The following is a 26,707-nucleotide window of genomic DNA, read 5'->3' as shown; positions in this document are numbered from 1 at the left end:
CGCTGTGTTTGGACGGCCCGGTGGCCATAGCGGCCGGGAACCACCTGATCCCATCCCGAACTCAGAAGTGAAACCAGCCTGCGCCGATGGTACTTTGTCTTAAGGCACGGGAGAGTAGGTCACCGCCGGGCCTTCCAAATACAGCAACATATTCCCTATATACACGACATCAAAAACCCTCGACCTTCTGGTCGAGGGTTTTGTCGTTTCAGGGTGTTTTTCCAAATTTAGTCAGCGCGCAATTTATTGATTTCGTCGGACAGCTCGGAAATCAGTTCCTGATTGCGTTGAACCACCGTGTTGATCTTGCTTGCCGATTCAGCGGCACGCGATGCCAGCTCGCGGACTTCGCTGGCGACCACGGCAAAGCCGCGCCCGGCTTCACCAGCACGGGCCGATTCAATGGTAGCATTCAGGGCCAGCAGATTGGTTTGCGACGCAATGCCATTGATCGTCGAGATCATCGAACTGATATCTGCACCCGATTTCACAAGATCCTGTACCACGGCTTCGCTTTTGGCGACGACTTCGCGTTTGTCGGTTACGTCGCTGGCATACATGATGAATTTTTTTACATTGCCTTCGCTGTCCTGCACGGTGGCAAAGGTGGCCGAAAAACCAAAAGGCGGGCGGTTATCACCAAAGGATAAATCGAATTCGAGATGAAGCACGCCACTTGACCGCAGTTTGGCGATATCGTCACTATCCAGCACATTGCCAAGATGGCCAAGCGCCGATCTGGTTGCATTATCGGAAACCGATTTCGATTGCATGAAGTCGTTAATATCAATCAATTGGCCGTCAGGGCCCCAATCGGCAAACAGCATGGATTTGCTGATGGCATCAAAACGGGCCTGATATTCGAGCGCGAGGGATTTGACGTCATTGATATCGGCGATGATGCCAATGAATCCGGTATGATGGCCATTGGCGTCATGGGTCGGGTTGCTGGTGACTGATACCCAAAGCGACCTGCCGGAACTGTCGCGAAGCTCCACCTCGTCATAGAAGGCTTCGGGACGGTTAAGCTGATCTGTCATGCGTTGGACAGTTTCGGGATCGGCTTGCGGACCCACCAGGATTTCCTTGATCCATTTTCCGGCCACATCTTTCAGCGTAAAACCGAACATGGCAGTAAAGCCGTTATTGACATAAAGGATGTGCCGACGCTGATCGGTGATGACGACGGCGTTACTGGTTTGATTCGCGACCATAGAGATCAGGGCGAATTCTTCGCGCTTGTTATATTCTTCGGTAATGTCGCTTGCGAATTTGATGACCTTGATCACCTTGCCATTCGGGTCGCGGATCGGGTTATAGGTCGCATGGATCCAGACATCCTTGCCGCTTTTGGTGATCCGGCGGAATTCGGCTGTCTGATATTGCCCGTTGCGCAGGCTTTCCCAGAATTTGCCATAGGCGTTTGAATTGGCTTCTTCGGGGGCAACGAATATGCGGTGATGCTTGCCCGCGACCTCATCCATCGCATAACCCATCAGATCGAGAAAGTTCTTGTTCGCGCGGATGATGGTGCCATCCAGATTGAATTCGATGACCGCCTGGGCGCGTTCAATGGCACTGATCTGGGAGCTTGCACTGGCGGTTTGCAAAACCTGATCGGTGACATCTGTGGCAAATTTGATGATGCGATCAACTTTTCCGTCTTTGAAAATCGGTGTGTAGGAAGCCTGTATCCATACATCCTTGCCCGATTTCGTGATGCGGCGGAACTGTGCCGTTTGCGCGATGCCTTTGCCGAGGTCTTGCCAGAATTTGGCATATTCAGTGCTTTTGGCGTCTTCGGGCGGGACAAAAATCCGGTGATGTTTGCCCTGAACTTCGGCAAGCGTGTATTCCAGCAAAGACAGGAAATTTCCATTCGCGGTCCGGATTGTGCCATCCAGCGAAAATTCGATAACCGCCTGGGTTTGATTGATGGCGGCGATCACGTCGCTTTCTGTCCCTTGGGTGGGTGCAGGTTCGAAGGCAGGTTGCAAATGAGCGCGACCATTGGACTTCGAGCCTGAAACTGAAAAGCCGAACATGAATGCTGCCTCGCTTGGGGTCAGTGTTTCCCGAAATTGCCGATTATAGTGTTTAAATGCTTTCGCATGGCGGCAGGTTCAAGGTGAGGCATCAGTTGCAGCTTGGACAGGCAGCAAAAATCCAGGTGTTCGACGGTGTCACCGCAGATGATTATGCCGGGGTGCCGGAAAATGCCGTGGCGGGCTCGGGCGGGCTTTGACGCAGGCTGGAAAGGTAATCCTGGCTGATATCGTGAACGGCCATGATGTGCCCGTACAGCAGATCCTCGGCCGCTTTGACGTCGCCGCGCAGGATGGCGTCAACGATGCCCTGATGTTCCTCGTGGGAGGAAGCAAGACGGGCAAGGCTTTGGAACTGGACCCGCCGGAAAGGGGCAACACGGCGTCGTACCGAAAGCGTCACATCGACCAGAACATCATTATGGGTGCCGCGATAGAGCGCGTTATGAAAGGACCTGTTCAAGGTTTCGTAGCTGTCGCTGTCTCCCAATCGAACCGTTTCGGCCAGTTCGTGATGGATCTTTTCAAGGTTATGGCGTTCGCCACTTGTCATGCGTTTGGCGGCAAGTCGTCCGCACATGCCTTCCAGTTCTGCCATGCTTTCAAACATCGCCGTTAAACGTTCGGGCGTGGCAAGCGAGACATAAACGCCGCGGTTCGGGATTTTTTCGGCCAGTTCAGTCGCGGTAAGCAGTTGCAATGCTTCGCGAACCGGGGTGCGCGATACGCCAAAACGCTTTGCCAGAAGCGGTTCTTCCAAACGTTGTCCCGGCGGGAGCTTTCCCTTGACGATGTCATCTTCCAGCGTCTGACACAGTTGCTGGGCGATGCCGACTGTTTCGGCATGTTGCGAGGACGGGGTGAGCGTTTGGTTAAGCTCGATCATATGGCGTGCGGACCCTTCTTACGAGGTTTGGTTGGTCTCCTCTGTCGGGAATGTATACACGAATTTTGCGATGAAATCCAAGTATCCCGGTCGTTCTATTGGTGTGATGATTTTTCTTTCCTGAAAATGCGCATTATATGTGCAATTAAAATGTGCACCGCAATATATCGATTAAAATATATGCATTATTTTTCATTCGGGATGTGTTAAATTTAGTTAAGTTATTGAAAAATATACAATAGCATGGTCGTTGCAGGATGTATACACATGCGGAATACATTCCGTTGGGATTCCGTTTCATAGAAATAGCTATCTCTATCAGGGAGACATCAATGACCAACGTTAAACGGCGCGACTTTCTGACCAAGTCGGCAATCGGGGCTGCGGCAACCGGGGCTGCTGTCATCGCGGCACCGAACATTGTGCGTGCAGAGGAAACCTTTAACTGGAAAATGACCAATGCCTATGGCCCGGGATCGCCTTTTTATGTGACCGGCCCGGGCAGCCCGGAGGATTTCTGCAAACGTGTGACGGAAATGTCGAATGGCCGTCTCAATATTCAGCATTTTGCCGCAGGCGAGCTGATCCCTGCACTGGAAGGTTTTGACGCGGTTCAGGCCGGTACGGTCGAAATGAATGCGGCAAACGCCTATTTCTGGGCGGGTAAAATCTTTGCGGCACAATATTTCACGACTGTTCCGTTCGGTCTGAATTTCCAGGGCATGAATGCCTGGCTGTATCATGCGGGTGGTCTCGATCTGTGGCATGAAGTCTATAAGCCATATGGTCTTGTCGCTTTCCCGATGGGCAATACCGGCGTGCAGATGACCGGCTGGTTCCGTGAGCCGATCAACAGCCTTGACGACTTCAAGGGCCTGAAAATGCGTATTCCGGGTCTGGCGGGCAAGGTCTATCAGCAGATCGGCGTTGAAGTGAAACTGCTTCCGGGCGGCGAAATCTTCCCGGCACTCGAACGTGGTGTGATTGATGCAGCCGAGTTTGTTGGTCCCTATCAGGATCGTCGTCTTGGTCTGCAGAAAGCCGCCAAATACTATTACACCACCGGCTGGCACGAGCCGTCCAACGTGACTGAGCTTCTGATCAACCAGAAGGCATGGGAAAGCCTTCCTGCCGATCTGCAGGCGATCGTGAAGAATGCCGCACAGGCCTGCAACCTTGACAGCCATTCCTGGTGCGAAGCCAATAACGCAGCCGCCCTGCGTGATCTGGTCGAAAACTTTGGCGTGACCGCACAGACCCTTCCGGATGAAGTGGTGGTCAAACTTAAGGGCATTACCAAGGAAACCCTTGAAGCCGAGGCTGCCAAAGACCCAATCACCAAAAAGGTCCATGACAGCTTCATGGCGTTCCGTGATACCCACCGTGAATGGGCTGCGGTCAGTGAAAAACCCTATCACGGGATCATTTCATCCAAAGACGGGATGAGCTGATATGAAGTCGACCCGTACAGAACCATTTTTTGATCGCATTCTTGGTCTGATTGTCGATATTGCCGGATGGGGGGCTGCCATTAGTGGTTTGGCCCTTGTGCTGGTTGTCGGCGGGAATGTATTGCTGCGCTATCTGCTGAATTCCGGCAGTGTGGCAATGCAGGAGCTTGAATGGCATCTGGTTTCGCCGATTGCTTTGATGGGCATGGCCTATGGCATGCGTCATGGCGGTCATGTGCGGGTCGATTTTCTGTATGAACGTCTGGGTCCGAAGGCCCAGGCGATCATTGACCTGTTTTCAGCCATCCTGATGGCGATCCTTGGTGGGGCATTGATCTGGTTTTCGATCCCCTATGTCGAGCAGTCCATCATGATGGGCGAAGGATCACCCGATCCGGGCGGTTTGCCGTATCGCTTCCTGCTGAAGGCATTTATTCCGCTTGGATTTGGGTTGTTGCTCATTCAGGCCATTTCACAGGCCCTGATCAATTATCGCCAGATACGCGCCGAAAACGACGCACCCGCCTATGAGACATCTGCCGCAGTCACCCAAAGCGGCGCAGGAGACTAATCAGACATGACCGGAAATGAATGGCTGGCCATTGGCATGGTCGGGGGCTTCTTTGGCTTCCTCGTGCTTGGTGTGCCGGTGGCGATCTCGCTTGCGATTTCGGGATTTGCCTTTGGGATTATGGGGTTTGGCACCGGCCTGTTCAATTTGCTGCCTGCGCGCGTTTACGGGGTTGTGACCAACTATACGCTGCTTGCCTTGCCGCTTTTCATCTTCATGGGGGTGATGCTTGAAAAGTCGAAACTTGCCGAAGAACTGATTGACGTTATCGGTCATGCCATGGGGCGGCTCAAAGGCGGTATGGGGCTTGCCATTGTTATTGTCGGGGTGCTGATGGGGGCATCGTCGGGCGTGGTCGGGGCGACGGTTGTGACGGTCGGTTTGCTGTCGCTGCAACCGCTGATCAACCGTGGCTATGACAAGGGGGTGGCCAGCGGTGTTATTTGTGCGTCGGGCACCCTTGGCCAGATCATTCCGCCCAGTCTGGTGCTTATCCTGCTTGCCGATATTCTGGGGGAATCTGTCGGGACGCTGTTTGCCGCGGCCATGGTGCCGGGTTTGATCCTTGCCGGGATGCTGGGGCTTTATCTGGTGCTGTTGGGAATTTTTAAACCCGAAATGGTGCCGGCCATCCCGCAGGAAGAGCGCGATGCGCTTGGCTCGCGTGATTTGCTGATCAAAATCGTCAAGGTGGTGTTGCCGCCGCTGGCACTTGTTTTTGCTGTTCTCGGGTCAATTGTTGGCGGGATTGCCGCCCCGACCGAGGCCGCGTCCATGGGCGCGCTTGGTGCCTTGTTGCTCGCACTTTTTACCGGGCGGCTTAATCTTGGTGTGATGCGCGACGTTCTGCATGACACTCTGATTACCAGTGCGATGGTGTTCTTTATCCTGATATGTGCGCAGCCATTCGGTCTTGCCTTCCGAGGTCTTGGTGGCGAGGGCCTTGTCCATGCCATGTTTGAATGGGTGCCCGGCGGGGATATGGGCAATCTTCTGTTTATGATGGGCGTGATCTTTATTCTCGGGTTTTTCCTGGAATGGATCGAGATTTCCTATATCGCGCTTCCGATGTTTTTGCCGGTATTCCAGAATAGCGGGATCGATATGGCCTGGCTTGCCATTCTGGTGGCGATGAACCTGCAAACCAGTTTCCTTACACCGCCATTTGGCTGGGCGCTGTTCTTCCTTAAGGGGGTGGCACCACCTTCGGTTTCCACGGTGAATATCTATCGCGGTGTCATACCCTTTATCGGTATTCAGGCACTGGCGTTGATCCTGCTGTTTATCTTCCCGGGATTAACAAGCTGGTTGCCCGATCTGATCGGTTGGTAGGTGCCGGATAATTCCGAAATCATTCTACGATGTGAAAAGCCGCTGAACGGAAAATGAAATCAGCGCTATGAACAGACGATACGGACATGCCGCGCCATATGCGCAGCATGTCCCAAGCGTTACTGCGGCAGGGAGGCCGAAAGAAAATGTTACGTTCCAGAACCGCCCTTGGGGGCATGGTCACCGCCCCGCATCATCTGGCCGCCCAGGCCGGGCGCGATATCCTGCGCGATGGCGGTAACGCGGTCGAGGCGATGATTGCAGCCGCCGCCACCATTGCGGTTGTTTATCCGCATATGAATGCGATTGGCGGTGACGGGTTCTGGATCATTGCTGAACCGGGCAAGGAGCCGGTTGCCATTCGCGCCTGTGGCGGCGCGGCAGGGATTGCAACACCGGACTTTTACCGCGAACAGGGTCATGCCGCGATCCCGGCTCGTGGACCACTGGCCGCCCTTACGGTTGCCGGTGCGATTGGTGGCTGGATCAAGGCTTCTGAAATTGCCAAGGGGATGGGCGGTGTAATCCCGCTGGAACGGTTGCTTGCCGATGCCGTTCATCACGCCAAAACCGGCATGCCGGTCACGAAGTCCCAAGTTGAACTGACCACCACCAAGATGGCAGAGCTTAAAGGTTCACCCGGTTTTGTTGATACCTATGCCGCGAATGGCATTCCCGCCATCGGGGATGTGTTGAAGCAACCCGCCCTTGGCGCAACGCTTGAACATCTTGGCAAGGTCGGGCTTGATGATTTTTATCGCGGTGATATCGCCCGCAATAACGCCAAGGGCCTGACATCGGTCGGAAGTCCGATCAGGCCTTCCGATCTTGAAAACTATCACGCCAAGGTCATGACACCGCTTTCGGTCAGGCTTTCAGCGGGAACAGTCTTTAACATGGTGCCGCCAACCCAGGGCGTGGCATCTCTTATGATCCTTGGCCTTTTTGATCGCTTGGGCGTGACGGCGGGTGACAGGTTTGATCATATCCATGGATTGATCGAGGCCACCAAGCGCGCCTTTATTGCGCGTAACAACCATGTTGGCGATCCCGACCGCATGACGATTGATCCGGCATCGCTTTTAAGCACCGAAATGCTTGATCGCGAAGCCGCGAAAATAAATATGAAAACCGCACAGCCCTGGCCGCATGTGGCCAAGCCCGGTGATACGATCTGGATGGGAACGGTTGATGCCAATGGCGTTGCGGTAAGCTATATCCAAAGCATCTTCTGGGAATTCGGGTCCGGTATTGTGGTGCCGGAAACCGGCGTTTTGTGGCAGAACCGCGGGGCAAGCTTTACGCTTCATGAAGGCCCCAATCAGCTTGGGCCGGGGCGACTGCCGTTCCATACGCTGAACCCGGCACTGGCGCGCCTCAATGACGGATCGGTTCTGACCTATGGCACGATGGGCGGCGAAGGGCAGCCACAAACCCAGTCCGCGGTCTTCACCCGCAATGTCCTGTTTGGTCAGGACCTGCAGGAAGCAATCACCGCCCCGCGCTGGTTGCTTGGCAAGACGTGGGGCGATGAAACCACTACACTTAAACTTGAAAACCGCTTTGATCCGGCCCTGATCGACCAGCTTAAATCAGCCGGTCACGCGGTCGAAATCGTTGGACCCTATGAAGACATGATGGGCCATGCCGGTGGTATCCGGCTGCGTTCGAACGGGGTTATGGAAGGGGCAACAGATCCGCGTGCGGATGGGGCGGTTTCCGCGATCTGAAGTCGAGTTCAAGCCCCGCGAATGCGGGGCTTTTTCATTCAGGAAAACTCCCACTCAATCACATGACGATAGGTTTCGCCGGGTTTGAGCCAGGGGCTTGGGAAGTCCGGGCGGTTGGGGCTGTTGGGCCAGGTTTGCGGTTCGAGTGCGATGCCTGTGGATGTGTTGAGCGGCACGTCATTTGCGGTTTTCATCGTCCCGGTGAAATGTTTGGCGAGATAGAATTGCAAGCCGGCCTCGGTCGAAAACAGTTTCAAGTGGCGGCCGCTGTCGGGGTCGGACAGGGTGGCGATGGGGCGGAGTGTACCGCGATCCCCGGTCAGGCAGAAATTATGATCAAAGCCCTGCGATGTGTGGGGCAGCATGTCTGATACCCGGGCCGGGCTTCGGAAGTCATAGCCGGTTCCGGCGACGTTACGGGTTTCGGCAAGCGGGATCAGCTTGTCATCGACCGGAAGCCACTGATCGGCATTGATCTGCAAGACGTGATCGGCCGCCGTTTGATCAAATTTCCCCGAAAGGTTCCAATAGGCGTGGCTGGTCATATTGACCGGGCAGGGCGCATCACAGGTCGCCGTGATTTCAAGGCGCAGGCGGTTTTCAGCAAGGATCGAATAGGTTGCGGTTGCGACCATGTTGCCCGGATATCCCTGATCGCCATCGGGTGAGGCGAGTTTGAAAGTGACGCTGCGATCCGACTGATCGGTAATGTCCCATATGCGGCGGTCAAAGCCGTCCTTGCCGCCATGCAGATGGGTTTCGCCTTCGTTGGCGGAAAGGACAATCTCGCGGCCATCGGGATCGGTATAGCGGGAATTTTCGATGCGGTTGGCATAGCGCCCGCACACCGCCCCGATATAGCTGTCCTGGGCAAGGTAGGCATCGTCATCCTTGAGGCCGACCGTGATGTTGGTGCCTTTTGCGCCTTCTAAGCCCGCGGAATTCGAATCCTCATACAAATGAAGATCACAAAGACGCGCGCCAAGCGCAGAAACCGTAAGGCGAATCTGCGATGTGATAAGGGTCACACGCGGGGCGTGTTTACCCGAAATACGGGTTGTTTCACTGGTTTCTGCCATGTCCGGTTTCTGGTGGCTTTTTTGCATTCGATCCTCCCCTAGGCTTTGATTTTTCTGGGTTTATTTCGGTTTGTCAATCGCTGTGCGCGATGGGGCGTATGTTGGAATAACTATATGGTTGAGTGATTTCAAATCATATTGTAATACTATATGGCTTTTAAGCAATAAACCACACTTAGGGAGGAAATCGTGGTGAAATTCACAAAGCTGGCAGTTTCGACTGCGGCGCTTGGCGTTGCGCTTGGTCTTTCGTTTGCGGCACAGGCTGAAATGATGATCGGGTTCTCGCAGATCGGGTCCGAAAGCGGCTGGCGTACATCTGAAACCGCATCGATCAAGGCCGAGGCAGAAAAGCGCGGTATTGATCTCAAATTCTCGGATGCCCAGCAGAAACAGGAAAACCAGATCAAGGCTGTCCGTTCCTTTATCGCACAGGGCGTTGACGGCATTCTTCTGGCCCCGGTGGTTGAAACCGGCTGGGATCAGGTCCTGAAAGAAGCAAAAGATGCCGGTATTCCGGTGGTGCTGGTTGACCGAGGCGTTGACGCCAGCGAAGACCTGTATCTGACCAAGGTGGCATCCGACTTCGTGGTTGAAGGTGCCCTTGCCGCGGCTTGGCTGGCATCGGAAACCAACGCGGTTTGCGATGTTGTCGAATTGCAGGGCACGGTTGGTTCGTCGGCTGCCAATGATCGCAAAGCCGGCTTTGAATCGGTCGTTTCGAATTTCCCGGGCATCAATATCATCCGTTCGCAGTCGGGCGACTTTACCCGTTCGGGCGGCAAGGAAGTTATGGAAAGCTTCCTGAAAGCTGAAAACGGCGGCAAGGATATCTGTGCGGTTTATGCCCATAATGATGACATGGCGCTTGGTGCAGTTCAGGCCATCAAGGAAGCCGGTCTGAAGCCGGGGACCGACATCAAGATCGTCTCGATTGATGCGGTGCCCGATATCTTCAAGGCAATGGCCGATGGCGACACCAACGCGACCATCGAACTGAACCCGCATCTGGGCGCGCCGTCGTTTGACGCGATCAAGGCATCCAAGGCCGGTCAGGACGTTCCGAAATGGATCAAGGCAAATGGTCCGCTCTTCCTGCCTGATACCGCAGCAGAAGAATACAAAATGCGCAGCAAATAACATGTGTCCTGGCACCGTGATCGCAGGGTGACGGTGCCTGTCACGTGGCTGGGTACTGCTTGTGACGTGCTTCGGTTTTTGCCGGAGTACGTCGCGCTGTATCGGGAACAAAAATCAAAAACAGGGAGAGGGTGAGGAACATGTCAAACTCCGCACTTTCTGCAAATGACGCGGATACCGTTCTTTCGGTGCGCGGGGCGGGAAAATTCTTTCCCGGCGTCAAAGCGTTGCAGGATGTCGATTTCGACCTGAAACGCGGCGAAATTCATGCCCTTCTTGGGGAAAACGGGGCGGGTAAATCCACCCTGATCAAGGTTATTACCGGGGTGCATCCCCGTGACGCCGGGGCCGTGTTGCTTGACGGTGCCGAAATCCATCCGCAGCATCCAGGCGATGCGCAGGGGCTTGGAATTTCCACGGTCTATCAGGAAGTCAATCTGGTGCCGACCCTGTCGGTGGCCGAGAACCTGATGCTTGAACGCCAGACACGGAAGTTCGGCCTTATTTCATGGAAAAAGACCGAGGCCGATGCCAAGGCTGCCCTTGATACGCTGGGGCTTGATATTGATGTCAACCGGCCGCTTGGTTCCTATTCGGTGGCGATCCAGCAGCTTGTGGCAATTGCGCGTGCGGTTGCGCTCGATGCGCGGGTTCTTATTCTGGATGAACCGACCGCGTCGCTTGACGGCGAAGAAATCCAGACGCTTTTTCGCATCATGCGCGAATTGCGCGGCAAGGGACTGGGCATTGTTTTTGTTACCCATTTCCTTGATCAGGTTTACGCGGTTACCGACCGGATCACGGTTTTGCGCAACGGGCGGCTTGTTGGCACCTTTGTGACCAAGGACCTGCTGCAGATCGATCTGATCAATCATATGCTGGGTCGTGAACTGGCCGAGGTCAGCGCACACCGCCATCAGGACGAAGGCAGCTATTCCGGGCCAAAGCGCAGCATTCAGGTCAAGAACCTTGGCAAGAAACGCGTGCTGGAGCCGGTATCGCTTGATCTGAATGCAGGCGAGATTGTTGGTCTGGCGGGGCTTTTGGGTTCCGGGCGGACGGAGCTTTCCGAACTGATATTCGGAACGCAAAAGGCTGATAGCGGCCTTGTGTTTCTGGATGGGGAGCCGGTAATGTTGCGCTCCCCGCGCCACGCGATCCGGGCGGGATTTGGGCTTTGTCCCGAAGACCGTAAACAGGATGGCATTGTTGCGGAACTGAGTGTGCGCGAAAACATCGTTCTGGCCCTTCAGGGGCGGCGCGGTTGGCTGCGCCCGATCCCGCGTGCCGAGCAACAGCAATTCGCCGATGACATGATCAGGGCCCTTGGCATTGCCACGCCCGACAGTGAGAAGCCGGTCGGGCAACTGAGTGGTGGTAATCAGCAAAAGGTCATTCTGGCGCGCTGGCTGGTGTCCAAGCCGATCCTGTTGATCCTTGATGAACCGACGCGCGGCATTGATGTCGGTGCCCATGCCGACATCATCAAATTGATCAAGGAACTGTGTGACGAAGGATTGGCGTTGCTTGTGGCATCAAGCGAGCTTGAAGAAATCGTCGCCTTTGCCGACCGGGTTGCGGTGATGCGTGATCGCGAAAAGGTATCGGAACTGGTGGGGGCCGAAATCACCCAGACCAGAATCATCGAGGCGATTGCACGATGACCAGTTTGCAGGACAAAAAGAAATTACGGGAAAGCAGCACCATGTCTGCATCTTCTTTGATAAGCCGGCCCTGGTTTGGCCCGGTCGCGGCACTTGTTCTGATCGTGCTGGGCATCGGGATCATTTCGCCGGACTTTTTCAATATTCGCATTGTTGACGGGCATCTTTACGGATCTCTGGTGGATGTGATCCATCGCGGCGCATCAACCGCCCTTGTTGCCGTGGGCATGGCGATTGTGATCGGAACCCGCGGCATTGATTTGTCGGTCGGTTCGATCATTGCCATTTCGGGTGCCGTCATGGCGGTCCTGATCCGTGATACCGATCTTCATCCGGCGGTGATCATTCTGGCCGCCCTTGGCGCCGGGATTTTGTGCGGGCTTTGGAACGGCATATTGGTGGCATTCCTTGATATTCAGCCGATCATTGCGACCCTGATCCTGATGGTGGCCGGGCGCGGGATCGCGCAGATGATAACCGATGGTCAGATCGTGACATTCCATGGTGCGTTCTTTGAAGGGATCGGCAGCGGATATTTGTTGGGTATTCCGTGGCGCGTGATTATTGCCGCGGCGGTGATTGCAGCAATCTATTGCGTGATGCGTAAAACTGCCCTTGGTCTGTTTGTGGAATCTGTTGGCGGTAATGCACGCGCCAGCCGGGTGGCGGGTATTGATGCACGCGGCATCAAGCTGATGGCATATGCGGCGTCGGGTCTTTGTGCGGCCTTTGCCGGGATCATTATTGCGGCCGATATTCGCGGCGCGGATGCCAATAATGCCGGTTTGTGGCTTGAACTTGATGCGATCCTGGCGGTCGTGATCGGCGGGGCATCCCTGATGGGCGGGCGGTTCTTTATCGCCATGACGGTGATCGGGGTTCTGATCATTCAGGCGCTTACCACCGGCATCCTTCTGTCAGGACTGCCGTCGCAATATACCCTGATCGTCAAGGCGGCTGTGGTGATGATTGTTCTTCTGGTGCAGGCGCCAAAATCCCGCCAACTGGTCGGGCAGGCGATGGAACGCATGAAGCGGGGAAAAGCCGATGAAAATTAATGAACGTTTTTACCCGATCCTTGCGACGCTTGCGGTGCTGGCATTGCTGTATGGTTACGGGATTTTTGAACATCGGGCCTTTTCGGACACCTATGTTCTGGGCGCGCTTTTGACCGATAATGCGTTCCTGATCATTACGGCCGTGGGCATGACATTCGTGATCCTTTCGGGCGGCATTGATCTTTCGGTCGGATCGATGATTGCCTTTATCGGGGTGTTGATGGCCGAACTTGTTACCGGGTTTGGTATGCATCCGCTGATGGCGGCATTGATTTCCCTGATTGTCGGGGCGGCATTCGGGGCCTTTATGGGCGTGATCATTGCCAAGTTCGATATCCAGCCCTTTATCATCACGCTTGCCGGTATGTTCTTTTTGCGCGGTGTGTGCTTCTTGATCAATCTGGATTCCGTTCCGATTGACCATCCGTTTGTTGCCGCCTTTAGCGGGTTCAAAGTGCAGCTGCCCGGTCGTGGCTGGTTGACGGCATCGGCGCTTTTGATGCTGGCGACTGTGATCGGCGGGGTGGTGATTGCCCATTACACGCGTTTCGGGCGCAATGTCTATGCGATTGGCGGGGATCGTCATTCGGCCGAACTTCTTGGCATCCCGGTGCATAGCACGATCATTCGCGTCTATACCCTGTCGGGCTTTTTCAGTGCGCTTTCGGGCGTTGTCTTTGCCTTCTATACCGCATCGGCCTATCCGTTGGCCGCGGTCGGGGTGGAACTTGATGCGATTGCCGCCGTGGTGATTGGCGGCACACTTTTGACTGGCGGTATGGGCTTTGTCATGGGCACGTTCTTTGGCGGGATCATCATGGGGGTTATCCAGACCCTGATCGCCTTTGACGGATCGCTTAACAGCTGGTGGACCAAGATCATGATCGGGGCATTGCTGTTTGGCTTTATCGTCCTGCAACGCCTGATCACACGGTCGTTCTCGGGGATGCGGGCCGGGGCAACCTGACAGAGTTTCGAACGAGCAAGATCATACATGTCGTTTGGGGCGGCCCGGAAGGGTCGCCCCGTTTGTATTGCGGTTAACAACCGTAACAGGATTTGCCAAAATCGCTGCAGACTTCCGCGACTTTGGCTTTCAGATTGGGGGCATCCTGTTCCGCAGCCGTAAAGCACGCATTGCCTGCAATCCCGGGCTGAAGCTTATCGCCGACGACGAAATTGTAGTGGTTGGAACCGCTGCTATATGTAAGGAAACTCGCGTCGCAATGCAGGTGAGGATATCGACTGCCATCGTTTTCACCTGCTTCTGTGTAATAGGTCTGATTGGCGCAATATTCCTTTTTCAGGTTCGCCTGGGCATCAGATGCCGCAAAGCTGACGACGCATAGCATAGAAAATGCGATCACAAGATGTCTCATAACATCCTCCGTTGACGTAAAAAAAACGGGCCATACAGCCCGTTTTGCGACGCGTGGAGATATGTGTTGTGACTTAAAGTCGTTCGTTAAAGCCCGATCTGATCCCAGTCATGATCAACCGACATGCCCAGTTGCTGGCGCAGCTGGCGCATGGTGCGGCGAAGCAGTTTGTGCATGGTCGCACGCGCCTCGTCCGGGTCGCGATGGCTGATGGCGGCATAGACTGCCTGGTGATCGGGCAGGGATTGCACATGGGCCTTGGGGCCACCCGATGACAGGCGGAATGACCCGATAAGGGCGGTTTCAATCAGCATGCCGAACGACTTCATGAAATCGTTGCCCGATGCATTCAGGATCGCCTGATGGAATTGCAGGTCGGTGATATAAACCGCCTCGGTCCCCAGTTCGGCCTTTTCCATGGCGTCATAGGCATCGCCAATGGCCTTGATTTCATCGGGTGTTGCGCGCACCGCAGCCATGGCGACCGTATTGGGTTCAATGATCAAACGCGTTTCAAACAGCGCATACAGGAATGCCGGGTCCGGGTCCGGGAAGTGCCATGACAGGACATCGGGGTCCAGAAGGTTCCAGCTTGACCGCGGTTTGACGCGGGTGCCGGTTTTCGGGCGGCTTTCAATCAGGCCCTTGGCCGACAGGATCTTGATCGCTTCGCGCAGTGCCGTGCGTGATACGTCAAGCGATTCACTTAGTGCGGCTTCGGTCGGAAGAACATCGCCCGGTGCCAATTGGCCCGAAACAATCCGCGCCCCCAAATCATGGGCAACGATACTGTGCAGGCTGCGTTTGGCATAGGTTCTCGACATCGACGACATTAAATTCCCTCCGGCGGGGCCTTATCTGTAAGGAAAAAGGCAAAAGGCCCGCTTTGCAATTATTCATATAATATGAATTAATTTCGAGGGCAACTTATCTGACCCCATCAAGGCTTTGTGTTGCAAAGCATATAATTATTTCGGGCGGGGTCGAATTGCCGGACCGGCAATCGCAAAGGGCAGTACCTTATAAACCACTGCGCGATGGATCGAAAGAACTGACTTCACCTGTTTGTCGCTTGACAGTCCCGGATATCCTGATCATTAATGTTATTGTATGAAGAATTAAAAAGCATAATTTTCAGGAGGAAGCATCATGATCACGGACAGGGCGATTTAACCACGCTTCTGAACCGGACGTGAAACCGACGCTGTTTGCAGGATAAATTGCCCACCGGGAAATTTTGTCTTTTGCACCGCGCAGGGTCGGGATGGATGCAAATTCTGACACTTATGGATCGTAAAACGGACCGAACAGGGGCGGAGTCCCTGTGCGCGGGCCGCCAGAGAACCAAAGAGAAACCAGACGACGGGAGAAACCACGATCATGTCTGATCGCATGGCGACACACTATACCAGCCTTGAAGATAAATCGGTTTTCATCACCGGGGGCGCTTCGGGCATTGGCGAGGCACTTGTGACTGCCTTTGTCGAGCAGGGCGCAAAGGTTGCCTTTGTCGACATCATGGAAGATGCCGGCAATGCGCTTGTTGAAAAGCTGTCCAAGGATGCGCGCAACGCGCCCCTGTTTATCAAATGTGATCTGACCGATATCGCCGCCCTTAAGGCTGCTGTTGCCAAGGCTGCTGAAATCAACGGGCCGATCACAGGCCTTTTGAACAATGCCGCCAACGACACCCGTCATAAATGGCAGGACGTCACCCCGGAATACTGGGATGAACGCCAGGCAATCAATATTCGCCCGTCCTTTTTTGCCATTCAGGCAGTTGCGCCGATGATGCAAAAAAATGGCGGTGGCGCGATCATCAATTTCGGTTCGGTAAGCTGGATGATGGGGCAGGGCGGTATGCCCGGCTATACCACGGCAAAGGCATCGACCCATGGTTTAACACGTGGCATGGCGCGCGATCTGGGCAAGGATCATATCCGCGTAAATACTCTTGTGCCCGGCTGGGTCATGACCCAGCGCCAGCTTGACCTTTGGGTGGATGAGGCGGCCGAACGTGAAATCGACGAACGCCAGTGCCTTAAGAACAAGGTGATGCCACAGGATATCGCCCGTATGGCGTTGTTCCTGATTTCCGATGAAAGCCGGATGGTCACCGCCCAGAACTTTATCGTTGATGGTGGCTGGGTCTGATCTGATTGGCCGTCACCCCGAATACCCATTGTGCAAAGATAGAATGATTTGTCAGGACGTAATTTGATGAGACTGGTTCAATTTAAGGATACCGCAGGCGCCCAGCATGTTGCCGTTGTCGAGGATCAGGATACCCTGGTGCCGCTAACCGGCGTTTCGACGACCCGTGAACTGGCCGGGATCGCGATAACAAAGGGCATCACCATGATCGAGGCCGCCAAGGCCCGCATGGGTGAAGAAAGCCTTGATTACAATGCGATTGCATCCGAAGGCCGTTTGTTGCCGCCAATTACCCATGCCGACCCGGCACATTTCCTTGTGACGGGTACGGGCCTTACCCATCTTGGGTCGGCATCGGCACGTGCGAATATGCACAAGGCCGATAACAAGGCGGCTGATGAAACCGATTCCATGAAGATGTTCCGCATGGGCATCGAAGGCGGCAAACCGGCCGCAGGCGAAAAAGGCGTGCAGCCCGAATGGTTCTATAAGGGCGATGGTTCGATTGTTGCCAATCCGGGCGGCGAAATCCCCAGCCCGTCCTTTGCCCTTGATGGCAGCGAGGAACCCGAAATCGCCGCGATCTATATCATTGATCAGAACGGTGATCCGGTACGGATCGGCTTTGCGATTGGCAACGAGTTTTCCGATCACGTGATGGAACGCCAGAACTACCTTTATCTGGCGCATTCAAAGCTGCGCGCTTGTGCGATGGGCCCGGAATTGTTGCTGGGTGACTTGCCAAGCCATGTTGAAGGCATGTCGCGGCTTTACCGCGATGGCAAGGTGATCTGGGAAAAGCCGTTCCTGAGCGGCGAAGACAATATGTCACACTCGCTTGCCAACCTTGAATATCACCATTTCAAATATGACCTGTTCCGCCGTCCGGGCGATGTCCATGCTCACTTCTTTGGTACGGCGACACTGAGCTTTGCCGATGGCATTGCGACACAGGATGGTGATGAATTTGAAATCGAAGCCGCCCCGTTCGGGCGCGCCATTCGCAACCGCCTGACGGTTCAGGCGGAACGTCCGCTGGTGATCAAAACCATCTGATTTTTCGGGAATTTTCGTAATTCCAAGGGGCGTAAAAGCCCCGTCTCCCTCCGAACGACACGACCTCCCCCGGCTCAAGTGATTGGGCCGGGGTTTTCTTTAACTTTTGAGTGTTGTCGGGATGAAGGTCGGCTTTGCAAGCATGTTCGTTGACCTGATGTCCGTAAAAGTTGACATCATTGCTGCCGGAAATTAATGTAGCTACATATGTTTCTACACGTGTTGTGGCCTATTTTATTCGGAAGGGTGTTATGCAAAGTGAAATCAAACGTTGGGGCAACAGTGCTGCTGTGCGGCTTTCCCGTGATATTCTGGCGCAGGCACGACTGGATATTACCAGCCCGATCAGCATTGATGTGAAAGCTGGAAAGATTGTAATCGAGGCGTCTGGAAAAATGCCCAGAAAAGTCAATCTTCCGTTTTCAGAAGCGGACCTTTTGGTCGGGCTTGATGCCAGTGCTGCCCATGCTGATGAGCTTGCCCAGCCTTCTGCTACTGAAATGGGTGAGTGATGACAACCCTGCCATATGTCCCGGAACGCGGCGAGATTGTCTGGCTGGATTTTGAGCCAACTAAAGGCAAGGAAATAGGTAAGTATCGTCCGGCATTGGTTCTGTCATCCAGACAGTATAACAGTCAAACCGGCCTGATGATTTGTTGCCCGGTCAGCACGAGCATTCGCGGGGCTATGACAGAGGTGCCTGTCGATAATCTTGATAAACCGTCTGTTGTGGCCTCCAGCTTGATCCAGACTTTGTCCTGGAAGGATCGCAAGGTAAAATTCATTGCGAAAGCCGAGGCAGGCGTGATGGAGCAAGTGTTGGTTCGCATCATTCCATTGATCGGTGCCGATAGCGTCATAGAGAAATTTATCGAGTGATATGAGATCCCCGGCCCAATGCGTTCGGGTATTGTTTACGACGGACTATCGGTAAAATAAGGAAGGGCAGCAGAACATTCCGCTGCCCTTTGGTCATGACAAGCCCTGGCCTGATCCCGGCCCGGGAAAGGCTGGGGGATCAGGCCTGTTCACTGACCGTCGGGGCGGGGCGCAGGACGGCGGTGACAACCACGGCCGAGATCACAAGTACAATGCCGCCAAGGCTGAACACGCCCAATGCGCCGACATGATCAACCACCAGGCCGCCAATCACCGCACCGCTGGCAATCGCGGTTTGGAAACCGGCAACCACAAGGCCGCCGCCGCTTTCGGCTTCATCGGGGACCGTGCGGGTGATCCAGGTTGACCAGGCAACCGGCACGCCACCAAACGCCATGCCCCAGATCGCCACCAGAACAATGGTCGGGTTCAGCGCGCCATTGATCATCACCATGCCAAGGGTCGCAAGGCCCATGATCAGCGGCATCAGGGCAATGGTCATGCGGAGCGAGCGGGCAATCAGGGCGCCGGCCAGATGTGTGCCGATGAAATTGGCAATGCCAAAGCCAAGCAACACACCCGATACGCCAGCCGTTGCCACACCTGTCACGTTTTCAAGGAACGGACGGACATAGGTGAACAGGGCAAAGTGGCCGGTAATGATAATGACCAGTGAAAACAGGCCAAATTTCATCCCCGGACGATTGATCAAATCAACGAGGGTGCGCAGCGATGCCCGTCCGCGTGGCGGCAGGGATGGCAGCGTTGCGAACTGCACAATAAAGGTGATCACGCCAATCCCGGCAGCCAGCAGGAAGACCGCACGCCAACTGATGATATCGCCAAGGAAGCTGCCAACCGGGGCGGCAAAGACAGTGGCAGCCGAAACGCCACTGAACATGATGGCCAAGGCGCGCGGCACATGGTTTTCCGGCACAAGGCGCATGATGGTGGCCGCCGACATGGTCCAGAAACCGCCAAGCGCAATGCCCAAAAGAACGCGGCCCAGCAAAAGGAAGGCAAAGTTGTCTGCCGTTGCGACGATGATGCTTGAAATCACCAGCAACACCGAGAAGGAAAGCAGGACATTGCGCCGGTCAAAACGACGGGTCAGTGTGGCGATCAACAGGCTTGTGATCAGGGCCAGAAAGGCGGTGGCCGAAATGGCCTGACCTGCCAGCCCTTCGGAAACCTGAAGGTCGGCGGCCATCGGGGTCAGAAGGCTTACGGGAAGGAATTCGGCGGTGACGAGGCCAAAGACCCCGAGCGTCATGGAAATAACCGCCGCCCATGCCGCAGGTGCCTGCCGGGGGGCTTGCGGCTGCGTCTGTGTGGGCGGGGTGCCAGATTGAAGGTCACTCATGGGGCAGTCCTTTGAATTGGTGTTTTTGCGTTGCACCAAAAATAGTCTGGACCGTGCGGACGATCTATGACAGTTTGTCTGAATTAATTGATCAATCGTCCGAAATGTCATGTCCCCGATCCCAAACACCGCATTCAATAGCCCGTCTGATCATATCGAAGGCCAGTTCAATGCGGCCGGTCATGACATGGTCAATGAACTGCTTTCGGGGGTTCGGCTGCGCGGGCTTGATTACCGCCGCATCGAAATATCCGCCCCCTATGGCCTGCGCTTTGGCGAGGAAGTCGACGACAGCCGGGCGTGGTTCCATTTCATCGGGCAGGGCACGGTGCATCTGCGCACCAAAAGCGGGGCGGTACATGTTCTGGGTTGCGGGGATGCGGTGTTGCTGCCCTGTGCGGGCATTCATGATCTTTATAGTGAAGATGGCGTTGCCATGCGCAGTGTCGATGCCTTTGAGGTCGCACGGCTTTGTGATGCGGCATCGGAAATCCGGGCGTGCGAGGCCGATGTTTGCCGATCAAGGGACAATCTGATTTTCAGTTGTGCGATGGAATTTGATCTGGGCTGGTTGCATCCGCTGGCACATCTTAAGCCCGAAGTGATGCATATCGAAACGGTGCCGGATCATGATCCGCAAATTCCGGCGATTTTGGATGTTATGACCGCTGAACTTCGTTCCAAACGTCCGGGTTATGGTGTGATCCTGACGCGGCTTGCCGATGTGGTGGCGGCGGCCATTCTTAGGCGCTGGGTCGAGGCAGGTTGTGACGTGTGCGGCTGGGTCGAAGCGGTGCGTGATCCGAAACTGGCGTCCCTCTTGGCCGCCCTTCACAAGGAACCGGGCCGGAACTGGTCGGTTGCCGATATGGCATCGGAAATGGGGATGTCGCGTTCGGTCTTTGCCGAACGGTTTGTCGAGCTGACCCGCGCCACCCCGCAGCAATATCTGACCAATTTGCGCATGCGTCTGGCCAGTCAGTGGATCGGACGCGAAAACCTAAGCCTTGATGATGTAGCCGACCGGCTTGGCTATGCCTCGGTCGCGGCATTCAGCCGTGCCTTCAAGCGTACAACGGGCATGTCGCCCGGTGCCGTGCGCCATGTTGATTACGCATCCCCATAAAGGGTGCTGCGCGCGGTAAGTGCGGCGGTTTGCAGGTGACCAAGAAACGCTGCGCGGTTTTGATCAAGCGTTGCCGGTGAAGCGCCGAACACCGAAAAGGCCGATATCATCTTGCCATGCTGGGTTGTGATCGGCACCGCGATGGCATAGATGTCATTTTCGCGTTCACCGTTATTGGTCGAAAAGCCCTGTGCGCGAATGGTGGCAAGTTCTTCCTTTAATTTATGGATATCGGTGATCGTGTGATCGGTCATGCCGGTCAGTTGCGCATTTTTGAAATAGCGATCCTGATTATCGGCACTCATATAGGCCAGCCACAGCTTGCCGTGGGCCGTACAAAAGGCATCAAGTTTCGAGCCAATCCGTATATCGACATAAAGTGGCCGGTCGGGCAGGGCCTTGGCAATGCAGATCGCCATATCGCGATCAAATTCGGTCGCCATGCAGGCCTCGCCCGTGTCGCGGGCCAACTGATCAAGGATCGGCTGCAACAGTGTTGGCAGATTGCCATCATGTAAAACCCGTTCACCCAGATCGGCAAACATATATCCCAGCCGGAAAACCCCGCGTGACGTCGCCCGCAATGCGCCCGCATGGACCAGTGTGTGCAAAAAACGGTGCGCGGTGATCATGTTGATACCAAGTGCGTCGGCGGTTTCCTTTGCCGTCAGCTCCGTCTTTCCCGCTGCAAACAGATCAAGAATTTTAAAGGCCTTAAGGACGGAACCGTTGAGTTGGCTGGTCATGACGAATGTTGCCTGCTGTTTGGTGGGCGGAAGTGAAGGGCGCGCAAAGTTGATCGGCCGGACGTCGTGCTTGACGTCGCCCGGATTTCGATAATAAACTATATTATAAATAATATTTCAAATATAGAAATATCGAAAATGAATGCAAGAGGCGTCTGATGACAAACGACAAGCGTGAAAAATCCGGCCAAATTACCCTGACTGCCGGCGGCGCGGTTCTGGCCCGCATGAAGGCCATCGGGATTGATTACATCTTTGCCAATTCCGGCACCGACTTTCCGCCGATCATCGAAGGTCTGGCCGAGGCGGCGGCAAAGGACATCGATCTTCCGCATGCTTTGATCATGCCGCACGAAAATGCGGCGATGGGCATGGCGCATGGCTATTACCTCGCGACCGGAAAAACGCAGGCCGTCATGGCGCATACCAATGTCGGTCTTGCCAATTGCGCGATTGGGGCGATCAATGCCGCGACCGAACATGTGCCGGTCGTTTTGATGTCGGGCAGAACCCCGGTTATGGAAAAGGGCCGCCTTGGGGCGCGCACCGTTCCGATCGGCTGGGGTCAGGAAATGCGTGATCAGGCGGCCATGGTGCGCGAAAGCTCCAAATGGGAATATGAACTGAAATTCCCAGAACAGGTGCCCGAAGTCGTTGACCGCGCCTATGCGATTGCATCCTCGGTCCCCAAAGGTCCGACCTATGTCAGTCTGCCGCGTGAAGTTCTGTGTGAACCGTGCCCGGGGGACGAGATTGACGGGCCGCTTCGCATGCAGCCGGTTCCGGTGGCCCCGCCGCAAGCCTGTGTCGAGCAGGCAGCAGATATTCTTGCCAATGCCAAGAACCCGGTGATCATTGCCCAGCGCGGTACGGGTACCGCCGAGGCATTTGGCCGCTTTTCCGAACTGGTTGATCAGTGGGGTATTCCGGTTGTGCAATATTGGGCGATCCAGCTTGCCATTGGCACCGAACATCCGATGTTTGCCGGTATGGACCCGGCACCCTGGCTTAAGGATGCCGATGCGGTGGTGGTGATTGATTGTCTTGCCCCCTGGTCGCCCGATATTCATACGCTGCGCCCGGATTGCAAGGTGGTGCAGATCGGACAAAACCCGCTTTATTCCCGTTTCCCGGGCCGTAACTTTGCCGCGGACATATCGCTTGTTGGCGAGACCGGCGATGTCATCATGATGCTGGCTGAGGCGATGGATCGCCGTCATGCAGATCATGCTGCGACCTGTTCGGATCGTCGGGGCAAAATTGCCACGATCAATGCCGAAACCCGCAAAAGGGCACTGGCGATGGCCGATGCCGGGGCGGTCGACCCGATGACCAAGGCCTATGTATCGCGCTGCCTGTCCGATGCGATTGCCGGTCGTGCGGCAACCGTGTTTTCCGAGCTTGGCTGCCCGCTGGAGCCACTTTCACTTTCGGAACATAGCAGTTGGTATCAGGAACCGCATTCCGGTGGTCTTGGCTGGTCATTCCCTGCATCGATGGGCTATCAGCTTGCCGATAAGGACAGGCTTGTGGTCGCGACCATGGGTGATGGCTCCTACATGTTTGCCAACCCGACGGCCTGTCACCAGATCGCCGAGGCGCTTGAACTTCCGGTCCTGATCCTTGTTCTGAACAATAATGAATGGGGGGCAGTGCGCCAGTCTGTGGCGGGGATGTATCCCAACGGCTATGCGGCGAAAACCAATGAAATGCCGTTAACCGCCCTTAAACCCAGCCCGGATTTCACCAAGGTCGCCGAGGCCAGCCGTGCCTGGGTCGCCAAGGCCAAGCGCCCCGAAGACCTGCCGGGTATTCTGCACGATGCGATCAAACATATCGATACCAAGCGTACCCATGCGCTGGTTGAGGTAACGATTGCGCCTTGAGTGCTGGCAAGTTCAGTGGATATTGACGGGCACCGCAGTTTTGGTGCTCGTTTTTTTTTAACCTCATTTCAGAAATTCTCGTTAAAATTGCCAAACTAGTATTTTGGTTGCTCTGGGAGTGATATGTATCAGTTTGCAAGAAAACTCGTCCGCTTATATCGGGACAAGAACTTTCGCGGCATCAACCTGACAGTGTTGATAATTTGGCCAATCATTTCAGGATTTCTGATCTTAGTACGTGTTTTGCCGGCAAGCTTGTTCGAGGCTAGGCTGCTTTTTGCTTGGGCTTTCATCGGCGTGGTCTTTAGCCCAAGGCGAGCACTCGGAGGTAGGTTCGCCAAAATGCAACTACGTTATGGATTTTGGCCGCTGCCCGGGCCGGGAGTAATATACGCGATTGCACTTATGCCTCTTATGGCGATGGTTTATCTTCGTGTTCTTGACGGACCTAAACCAATGGTTCCTTTTTTCTCCATTGTATTTGGTTGCTATTTCGGTGTCGTTATCTTGTTCTTTCGCCCTTGGTTTTTACGTCTGTTTTTCGGGGTCGATAAAAACACAAAAATCCTGAAAGCTTGGCGATACTCAAAGTAGCACCAAGCACGGTTGCTGAAACTAAGAGAACCAAACAAGTATGAGTAACATTTCGGCATCGCGAAATGCCTGCTTGCATCCTGTGCAATTTCATTATTTCATTGGGGTAACCCTTTGAATTGCCTGCCCGGAAGGAGCCATCATGAATCGTGTCGTCGGAACCTCGGGACGGATTGCGTTTGCCAGCGCGATGCGCAACCTTCTTGCGGATGTCTATCCGGGACATGATCTGGAAGCGCTGGTGCTGCGGGTTTTTGATGAATTGGGTCTTCCGGTCGAGGGCGACGGGCCAGAGCCAAAGGAAGAATATCTGCGCAAATGGGATCAGCGCGACGCGTTTCTGATCACCTATGGCGACAGCATTCATCAGGACGGTAAAAAGGGTCTGCAAAGCCTTGGTGAATTTCATCGGAAATGGCTGAAAGACTGGCTTACCGGCATCCATATCCTGCCATTTCATCCCTTTACATCCGATGACGGTTTTTCGGTCAGCGACTTTTCCAAGCTGCGCGATGATCTTGGTGATTGGAACGATGTCGAAGACCTTGCCAAGCATGGCACGGTGATGGCTGATCTGGTGGCCAATCATATTTCGGCATCGCATCCCTGGTATCAGCAGTTTCTGGCCGGTGAAAAACCCGGTGTTGATTACATCAAAACCGCAAGCCCGAACGATGATCTTTCCGATGTGGTGCGCCCGCGCAGTCATGCGCTTTTGAATGATGTCGTGACCAAGGCCGGCGAAAAGTTTGTCTGGTGCACATTCAGCTATGATCAGGTTGATCTTGATTACGGCAACTCGGATGTTTTCTTTGAAATGTTGCGGGTTGTCCTGAATTACATGCAGCACGGCGTGCGCGTGGTGCGGCTTGATGCCATTGGTTTCATCTGGAAAGAGGCAGGGACAACATCGATCAATCTTGATCAGACCCATAAACTGATCAAGGCGATGCGTCTGGCCTGTAATGCGGTTTATCCCGATGTTCTGTTCATCACTGAAACCAATTTGCCGCTTTTGGAAAATCTGTCCTATTTCGGCAATCAGGATGAAGCACATCTGATTTATAACTTCTCGCTGCCGCCGGTGATCATTCACGCGCTGCTAAGCGGGCGAAGCGACTATATCCGCAAATGCATCATGGCAATGCCACCGGCACCGGCGGGGTGTACCTTCTTTAACTTCACCGCAAGTCACGACGGGATCGGTCTGCGCCCGGCGGAAAACCTTATCCCGGATGACGATATTGACGGTCTTCGCGAACATGCCCTTAAGATGGGCGGGCAGGTCAGTTACCGGGCGCTTAAGGGCGGTGGCAAGAAGCCGTATGAGCTTAATGTCACGCTTTATAGCATGCTTGCCGAAAACTTTGGCGGCGAGGCGACAATGGGGCTTGAACGCTTTGTGATGAGCCAGGCCATTGCCATGTCGCTCGAAGGCATTCCTGCGATTTATGTTCAGACCATTCTTGCCACGGAAAACGACCAAAAGGCGTTCGAGGAAACCGGTATCCCGCGCCGCCTGAACCGCAAAGTCTGGCCGCTTGAAGACGCCGAACGTGTGTTGTCCGAAGAAGGCCCGGCAAAGTCGGCGTTTGATCAGTTGCGCGCATTGATGTCGATCCGCATGGGGCAACCGGCGTTTCATCCCAATGCAACGCAATATACCCTTAATCTGGGCTCGGCACTTTTGGGGATTTGGCGGCAGTCACATCTGAATGAACAAAGCATTTTCTGTGTCTTTAACCTGACCGAGACGCCACAGGATCTTGATCTTTCAAAGATCAACCTGATCATGACCGAAGGCTGGCAGGACCTGATTACCCAGCAGGTGATCGAAGATTACGACGGGATAATGAAGCTGGCGCCTTATCAGATCGTCTGGATTTCCAATCTGGATGGCCGCAATCGCACCGAAAGCCGGTTGTTGCAGCGATACAGGGATGCAATGCCTGTTTGATTGCTGTGCGATATTTTGAAAGTTGTAATCATTACATTATGATGTTTTGGCCTACGTTGTAATCCGTATTGCGAAGCAACAAGTATAACCTATAATTGCGAAATATGACGGCAAGACCAAAGGGCATTTTACGCGATGGCGTATACGCAGGAAATTCTAATTCCTCAGTTGCCCGACGATACAGATAACCATGTCCGGGCGTATTATAAGGCATGGTGTGATGCGGTTCGGGGCAACAATGTCCCCGACCGGAAGGTGCTTGGTAGTGATGTTCTGGCGCCGTGGATCGATGATATCTGTATTTATGAATATCTTCCGCACAAGCGTGATTTTGTGATCCGTATTGATGCCCCCAATATCATTGCGGCAAGTGGCGAAGTGTATCGGGGATGTTCCCCGCGTCAGATCGATCTTGATTTCGGGACGACTTTGCTTGCCACATTGCTTGATGTCATTGATCGCGGGCAGCCGGTTTTTCACAAGATCGGCTATGAGCGCAAAATCTGGGAGGAATGGCTTCGACTGTTGTTGCCTGTGACGGCGACGGACCGCCAGGGAAAGGTGATTTCCCAGGTTTTTGTGACCCACTTTTTCTATCGTGGAAAATAGC

At 54.6% G+C, this 26,707-nt stretch carries 24 protein-coding genes and 1 rRNA gene; 18 read left to right on the top strand and 7 right to left on the bottom strand.

The window, feature by feature from the left end:
• The first annotated feature begins 16 nt into the window (after positions 1 to 16).
• Positions 17 to 131, top strand: a 5S ribosomal RNA gene (gene rrf, locus TH19_RS16425).
• Positions 132 to 227: 96 nt separating this feature from the next.
• On the opposite strand, the gene TH19_RS23200 is transcribed toward rrf, so the two are convergent.
• Complete coding sequence (locus TH19_RS23200) at positions 228 to 1,949, bottom strand: methyl-accepting chemotaxis protein (protein ID WP_181846446.1); 1,722 nt, start codon at positions 1,947 to 1,949, stop codon at positions 228 to 230.
• A 247-nt stretch (positions 1,950 to 2,196) separates the two neighbouring features.
• Positions 2,197 to 2,931 (bottom strand): GntR family transcriptional regulator, encoded by a 735-nt coding sequence (locus tag TH19_RS16415; RefSeq protein ID WP_114103434.1) that lies wholly within the window; start codon positions 2,929 to 2,931, stop codon positions 2,197 to 2,199.
• Positions 2,932 to 3,263: 332 nt separating this feature from the next.
• On the opposite strand from TH19_RS16415, the gene TH19_RS16410 reads away from it, so the two are divergent.
• The 4 genes from TH19_RS16410 to TH19_RS16395 all read left to right on the top strand — a co-directional run bounded on the left by TH19_RS16410 (position 3,264) and on the right by TH19_RS16395 (position 8,015).
• Positions 3,264 to 4,382, top strand: a complete 1,119-nt coding sequence (locus tag TH19_RS16410; protein ID WP_181846445.1) for a TRAP transporter substrate-binding protein — start codon at positions 3,264 to 3,266, stop codon at positions 4,380 to 4,382.
• Between the two features lies 1 nt (position 4,383).
• A complete protein-coding gene (locus TH19_RS16405) occupies positions 4,384 to 4,953 on the top strand; it encodes a TRAP transporter small permease subunit (protein ID WP_114103433.1) in 570 nt (189 codons plus the stop codon).
• Positions 4,954 to 4,959: 6 nt separating this feature from the next.
• The gene (locus TH19_RS16400) at positions 4,960 to 6,285 is read left to right on the top strand and encodes a TRAP transporter large permease (RefSeq protein WP_114103432.1); all 1,326 of its coding nucleotides are present in this window, start codon (positions 4,960 to 4,962) and stop codon (positions 6,283 to 6,285) included.
• A 146-nt stretch (positions 6,286 to 6,431) separates the two neighbouring features.
• Positions 6,432 to 8,015, top strand: coding sequence for a gamma-glutamyltransferase family protein (locus tag TH19_RS16395; RefSeq protein ID WP_114103431.1), 1,584 nt, complete (start codon positions 6,432 to 6,434; stop codon positions 8,013 to 8,015).
• A 38-nt stretch (positions 8,016 to 8,053) separates the two neighbouring features.
• On the opposite strand, the gene TH19_RS16390 is transcribed toward TH19_RS16395, so the two are convergent.
• Positions 8,054 to 9,121 (bottom strand): aldose epimerase family protein, encoded by a 1,068-nt coding sequence (locus TH19_RS16390; protein ID WP_258547999.1) that lies wholly within the window; start codon positions 9,119 to 9,121, stop codon positions 8,054 to 8,056.
• A 165-nt stretch (positions 9,122 to 9,286) separates the two neighbouring features.
• Here TH19_RS16390 and TH19_RS16385 point away from each other — a divergent pair, with 165 nt between their 5' ends.
• The 4 genes from TH19_RS16385 (at position 9,287) to yjfF (ending at position 13,923) form a co-directional block, all read left to right on the top strand.
• The gene (locus tag TH19_RS16385) at positions 9,287 to 10,234 is read left to right on the top strand and encodes an ABC transporter substrate-binding protein (protein ID WP_258547998.1); all 948 of its coding nucleotides are present in this window, start codon (positions 9,287 to 9,289) and stop codon (positions 10,232 to 10,234) included.
• Between the two features lie 140 nt (positions 10,235 to 10,374).
• Entirely contained in the window at positions 10,375 to 11,898 is a 1,524-nt protein-coding gene (locus TH19_RS16380; RefSeq protein WP_114103429.1) for a sugar ABC transporter ATP-binding protein, read from the top strand.
• 41 nt (positions 11,899 to 11,939) lie between these two features.
• Entirely contained in the window at positions 11,940 to 12,956 is a 1,017-nt protein-coding gene (locus tag TH19_RS16375; protein ID WP_181846444.1) for an ABC transporter permease, read from the top strand.
• A complete protein-coding gene (gene yjfF, locus TH19_RS16370; RefSeq protein WP_114103427.1) occupies positions 12,946 to 13,923 on the top strand; it encodes a galactofuranose ABC transporter, permease protein YjfF in 978 nt (325 codons plus the stop codon). Before TH19_RS16375 ends, yjfF begins: the two co-directional genes overlap by 11 nt.
• A 73-nt stretch (positions 13,924 to 13,996) precedes the next feature.
• On the opposite strand, the gene TH19_RS16365 is transcribed toward yjfF, so the two are convergent.
• Together TH19_RS16365 and TH19_RS16360 are read right to left on the bottom strand one after the other, a co-directional pair.
• The gene (locus TH19_RS16365) at positions 13,997 to 14,335 is read right to left on the bottom strand and encodes a hypothetical protein (protein ID WP_114103426.1); all 339 of its coding nucleotides are present in this window, start codon (positions 14,333 to 14,335) and stop codon (positions 13,997 to 13,999) included.
• A gap of 86 nt (positions 14,336 to 14,421) precedes the next feature.
• Positions 14,422 to 15,168: a FadR/GntR family transcriptional regulator gene (locus TH19_RS16360; RefSeq protein WP_258547997.1), complete on the bottom strand. Its 747-nt coding sequence runs from the start codon at positions 15,166 to 15,168 to the stop codon at positions 14,422 to 14,424.
• A 547-nt stretch (positions 15,169 to 15,715) separates the two neighbouring features.
• On the opposite strand from TH19_RS16360, the gene TH19_RS16355 reads away from it, so the two are divergent.
• The 4 genes from TH19_RS16355 to TH19_RS16340 all read left to right on the top strand — a co-directional run bounded on the left by TH19_RS16355 (position 15,716) and on the right by TH19_RS16340 (position 18,425).
• Positions 15,716 to 16,489: an SDR family NAD(P)-dependent oxidoreductase gene (locus TH19_RS16355; RefSeq protein WP_114103425.1), complete on the top strand. Its 774-nt coding sequence runs from the start codon at positions 15,716 to 15,718 to the stop codon at positions 16,487 to 16,489.
• Between the two features lie 66 nt (positions 16,490 to 16,555).
• A complete protein-coding gene (gene araD1 / locus TH19_RS16350; protein ID WP_114103424.1) occupies positions 16,556 to 17,545 on the top strand; it encodes an AraD1 family protein in 990 nt (329 codons plus the stop codon).
• A 170-nt stretch (positions 17,546 to 17,715) separates the two neighbouring features.
• Entirely contained in the window at positions 17,716 to 18,057 is a 342-nt protein-coding gene (locus TH19_RS16345; RefSeq protein WP_258547996.1) for an AbrB/MazE/SpoVT family DNA-binding domain-containing protein, read from the top strand.
• On the top strand, positions 18,057 to 18,425 hold the full coding sequence (locus TH19_RS16340) for a type II toxin-antitoxin system PemK/MazF family toxin (protein WP_114103423.1): 369 nt from the start codon (positions 18,057 to 18,059) through the stop codon (positions 18,423 to 18,425). The genes TH19_RS16345 and TH19_RS16340 overlap by 1 nt, the downstream gene beginning before the upstream one ends.
• Positions 18,426 to 18,564: 139 nt before the next feature.
• On the opposite strand, the gene TH19_RS16335 is transcribed toward TH19_RS16340, so the two are convergent.
• Positions 18,565 to 19,788: an MFS transporter gene (locus TH19_RS16335; RefSeq protein ID WP_114103422.1), complete on the bottom strand. Its 1,224-nt coding sequence runs from the start codon at positions 19,786 to 19,788 to the stop codon at positions 18,565 to 18,567.
• Positions 19,789 to 19,897: 109 nt separating this feature from the next.
• Between TH19_RS16335 and TH19_RS16330 the strand changes: the two genes are divergently transcribed.
• Entirely contained in the window at positions 19,898 to 20,914 is a 1,017-nt protein-coding gene (locus TH19_RS16330) for an AraC family transcriptional regulator (protein WP_220151750.1), read from the top strand.
• Here TH19_RS16330 and TH19_RS16325 read toward each other — a convergent pair.
• Positions 20,899 to 21,660 carry an IclR family transcriptional regulator gene (locus TH19_RS16325; protein WP_114103421.1) on the bottom strand — a complete coding sequence of 254 codons (762 nt, stop codon included), beginning with the start codon at positions 21,658 to 21,660 and terminating at the stop codon, positions 20,899 to 20,901. The genes TH19_RS16330 and TH19_RS16325 overlap by 16 nt on opposite strands.
• A gap of 158 nt (positions 21,661 to 21,818) precedes the next feature.
• Here TH19_RS16325 and TH19_RS16320 point away from each other — a divergent pair, with 158 nt between their 5' ends.
• The 4 genes from TH19_RS16320 to TH19_RS16305 all read left to right on the top strand — a co-directional run bounded on the left by TH19_RS16320 (position 21,819) and on the right by TH19_RS16305 (position 26,706).
• Positions 21,819 to 23,546 carry a thiamine pyrophosphate-requiring protein gene (locus TH19_RS16320; protein WP_114103420.1) on the top strand — a complete coding sequence of 576 codons (1,728 nt, stop codon included), beginning with the start codon at positions 21,819 to 21,821 and terminating at the stop codon, positions 23,544 to 23,546.
• Between the two features lie 123 nt (positions 23,547 to 23,669).
• The gene (locus tag TH19_RS16315; RefSeq protein WP_114103419.1) at positions 23,670 to 24,140 is read left to right on the top strand and encodes a hypothetical protein; all 471 of its coding nucleotides are present in this window, start codon (positions 23,670 to 23,672) and stop codon (positions 24,138 to 24,140) included.
• A 142-nt stretch (positions 24,141 to 24,282) separates the two neighbouring features.
• Entirely contained in the window at positions 24,283 to 26,097 is a 1,815-nt protein-coding gene (locus tag TH19_RS16310) for an alpha-amylase family glycosyl hydrolase (RefSeq protein WP_114103418.1), read from the top strand.
• Positions 26,098 to 26,265: 168 nt separating this feature from the next.
• On the top strand, positions 26,266 to 26,706 hold the full coding sequence (locus TH19_RS16305; protein ID WP_258547995.1) for a hypothetical protein: 441 nt from the start codon (positions 26,266 to 26,268) through the stop codon (positions 26,704 to 26,706).
• Position 26,707: the final 1 nt, after the last annotated feature.

It is taken from the genome of Thalassospira profundimaris (genome assembly GCF_003326675.1).
In the GTDB taxonomy this organism is placed as follows: domain Bacteria; phylum Pseudomonadota; class Alphaproteobacteria; order Rhodospirillales; family Thalassospiraceae; genus Thalassospira; species Thalassospira aquimaris.
The sequence above is the reverse complement of the archived record's forward strand: the minus strand, read 5'-3'. Positions and strand labels throughout refer to the sequence as shown.

Coding starts and splice junctions, on each gene's coding strand:
- TH19_RS16310 (WP_114103418.1), top strand. CDS start 24,283: ATGAATCGTGTCGTCGGAACCTCGGGACGGATTGCGTTTGCCAGCGCG.
- TH19_RS16320 (WP_114103420.1), top strand. CDS start 21,819: ATGACAAACGACAAGCGTGAAAAATCCGGCCAAATTACCCTGACTGCC.
- yjfF (WP_114103427.1), top strand. CDS start 12,946: ATGAAAATTAATGAACGTTTTTACCCGATCCTTGCGACGCTTGCGGTG.
- TH19_RS16315 (WP_114103419.1), top strand. CDS start 23,670: ATGTATCAGTTTGCAAGAAAACTCGTCCGCTTATATCGGGACAAGAAC.
- TH19_RS16405 (WP_114103433.1), top strand. CDS start 4,384: ATGAAGTCGACCCGTACAGAACCATTTTTTGATCGCATTCTTGGTCTG.
- TH19_RS16335 (WP_114103422.1), bottom strand. CDS start 19,788: ATGAGTGACCTTCAATCTGGCACCCCGCCCACACAGACGCAGCCGCAA.
- TH19_RS16340 (WP_114103423.1), top strand. CDS start 18,057: ATGACAACCCTGCCATATGTCCCGGAACGCGGCGAGATTGTCTGGCTG.
- TH19_RS16395 (WP_114103431.1), top strand. CDS start 6,432: ATGTTACGTTCCAGAACCGCCCTTGGGGGCATGGTCACCGCCCCGCAT.
- TH19_RS16415 (WP_114103434.1), bottom strand. CDS start 2,931: ATGATCGAGCTTAACCAAACGCTCACCCCGTCCTCGCAACATGCCGAA.
- TH19_RS16410 (WP_181846445.1), top strand. CDS start 3,264: ATGACCAACGTTAAACGGCGCGACTTTCTGACCAAGTCGGCAATCGGG.
- TH19_RS16365 (WP_114103426.1), bottom strand. CDS start 14,335: ATGAGACATCTTGTGATCGCATTTTCTATGCTATGCGTCGTCAGCTTT.
- araD1 (WP_114103424.1), top strand. CDS start 16,556: ATGAGACTGGTTCAATTTAAGGATACCGCAGGCGCCCAGCATGTTGCC.
- TH19_RS16355 (WP_114103425.1), top strand. CDS start 15,716: ATGTCTGATCGCATGGCGACACACTATACCAGCCTTGAAGATAAATCG.
- TH19_RS16400 (WP_114103432.1), top strand. CDS start 4,960: ATGACCGGAAATGAATGGCTGGCCATTGGCATGGTCGGGGGCTTCTTT.
- TH19_RS16360 (WP_258547997.1), bottom strand. CDS start 15,168: ATGTCGTCGATGTCGAGAACCTATGCCAAACGCAGCCTGCACAGTATC.
- TH19_RS16330 (WP_220151750.1), top strand. CDS start 19,898: ATGTCCCCGATCCCAAACACCGCATTCAATAGCCCGTCTGATCATATC.
- TH19_RS16390 (WP_258547999.1), bottom strand. CDS start 9,121: ATGCAAAAAAGCCACCAGAAACCGGACATGGCAGAAACCAGTGAAACA.
- TH19_RS16380 (WP_114103429.1), top strand. CDS start 10,375: ATGTCAAACTCCGCACTTTCTGCAAATGACGCGGATACCGTTCTTTCG.
- TH19_RS16325 (WP_114103421.1), bottom strand. CDS start 21,660: ATGACCAGCCAACTCAACGGTTCCGTCCTTAAGGCCTTTAAAATTCTT.
- TH19_RS16375 (WP_181846444.1), top strand. CDS start 11,940: ATGTCTGCATCTTCTTTGATAAGCCGGCCCTGGTTTGGCCCGGTCGCG.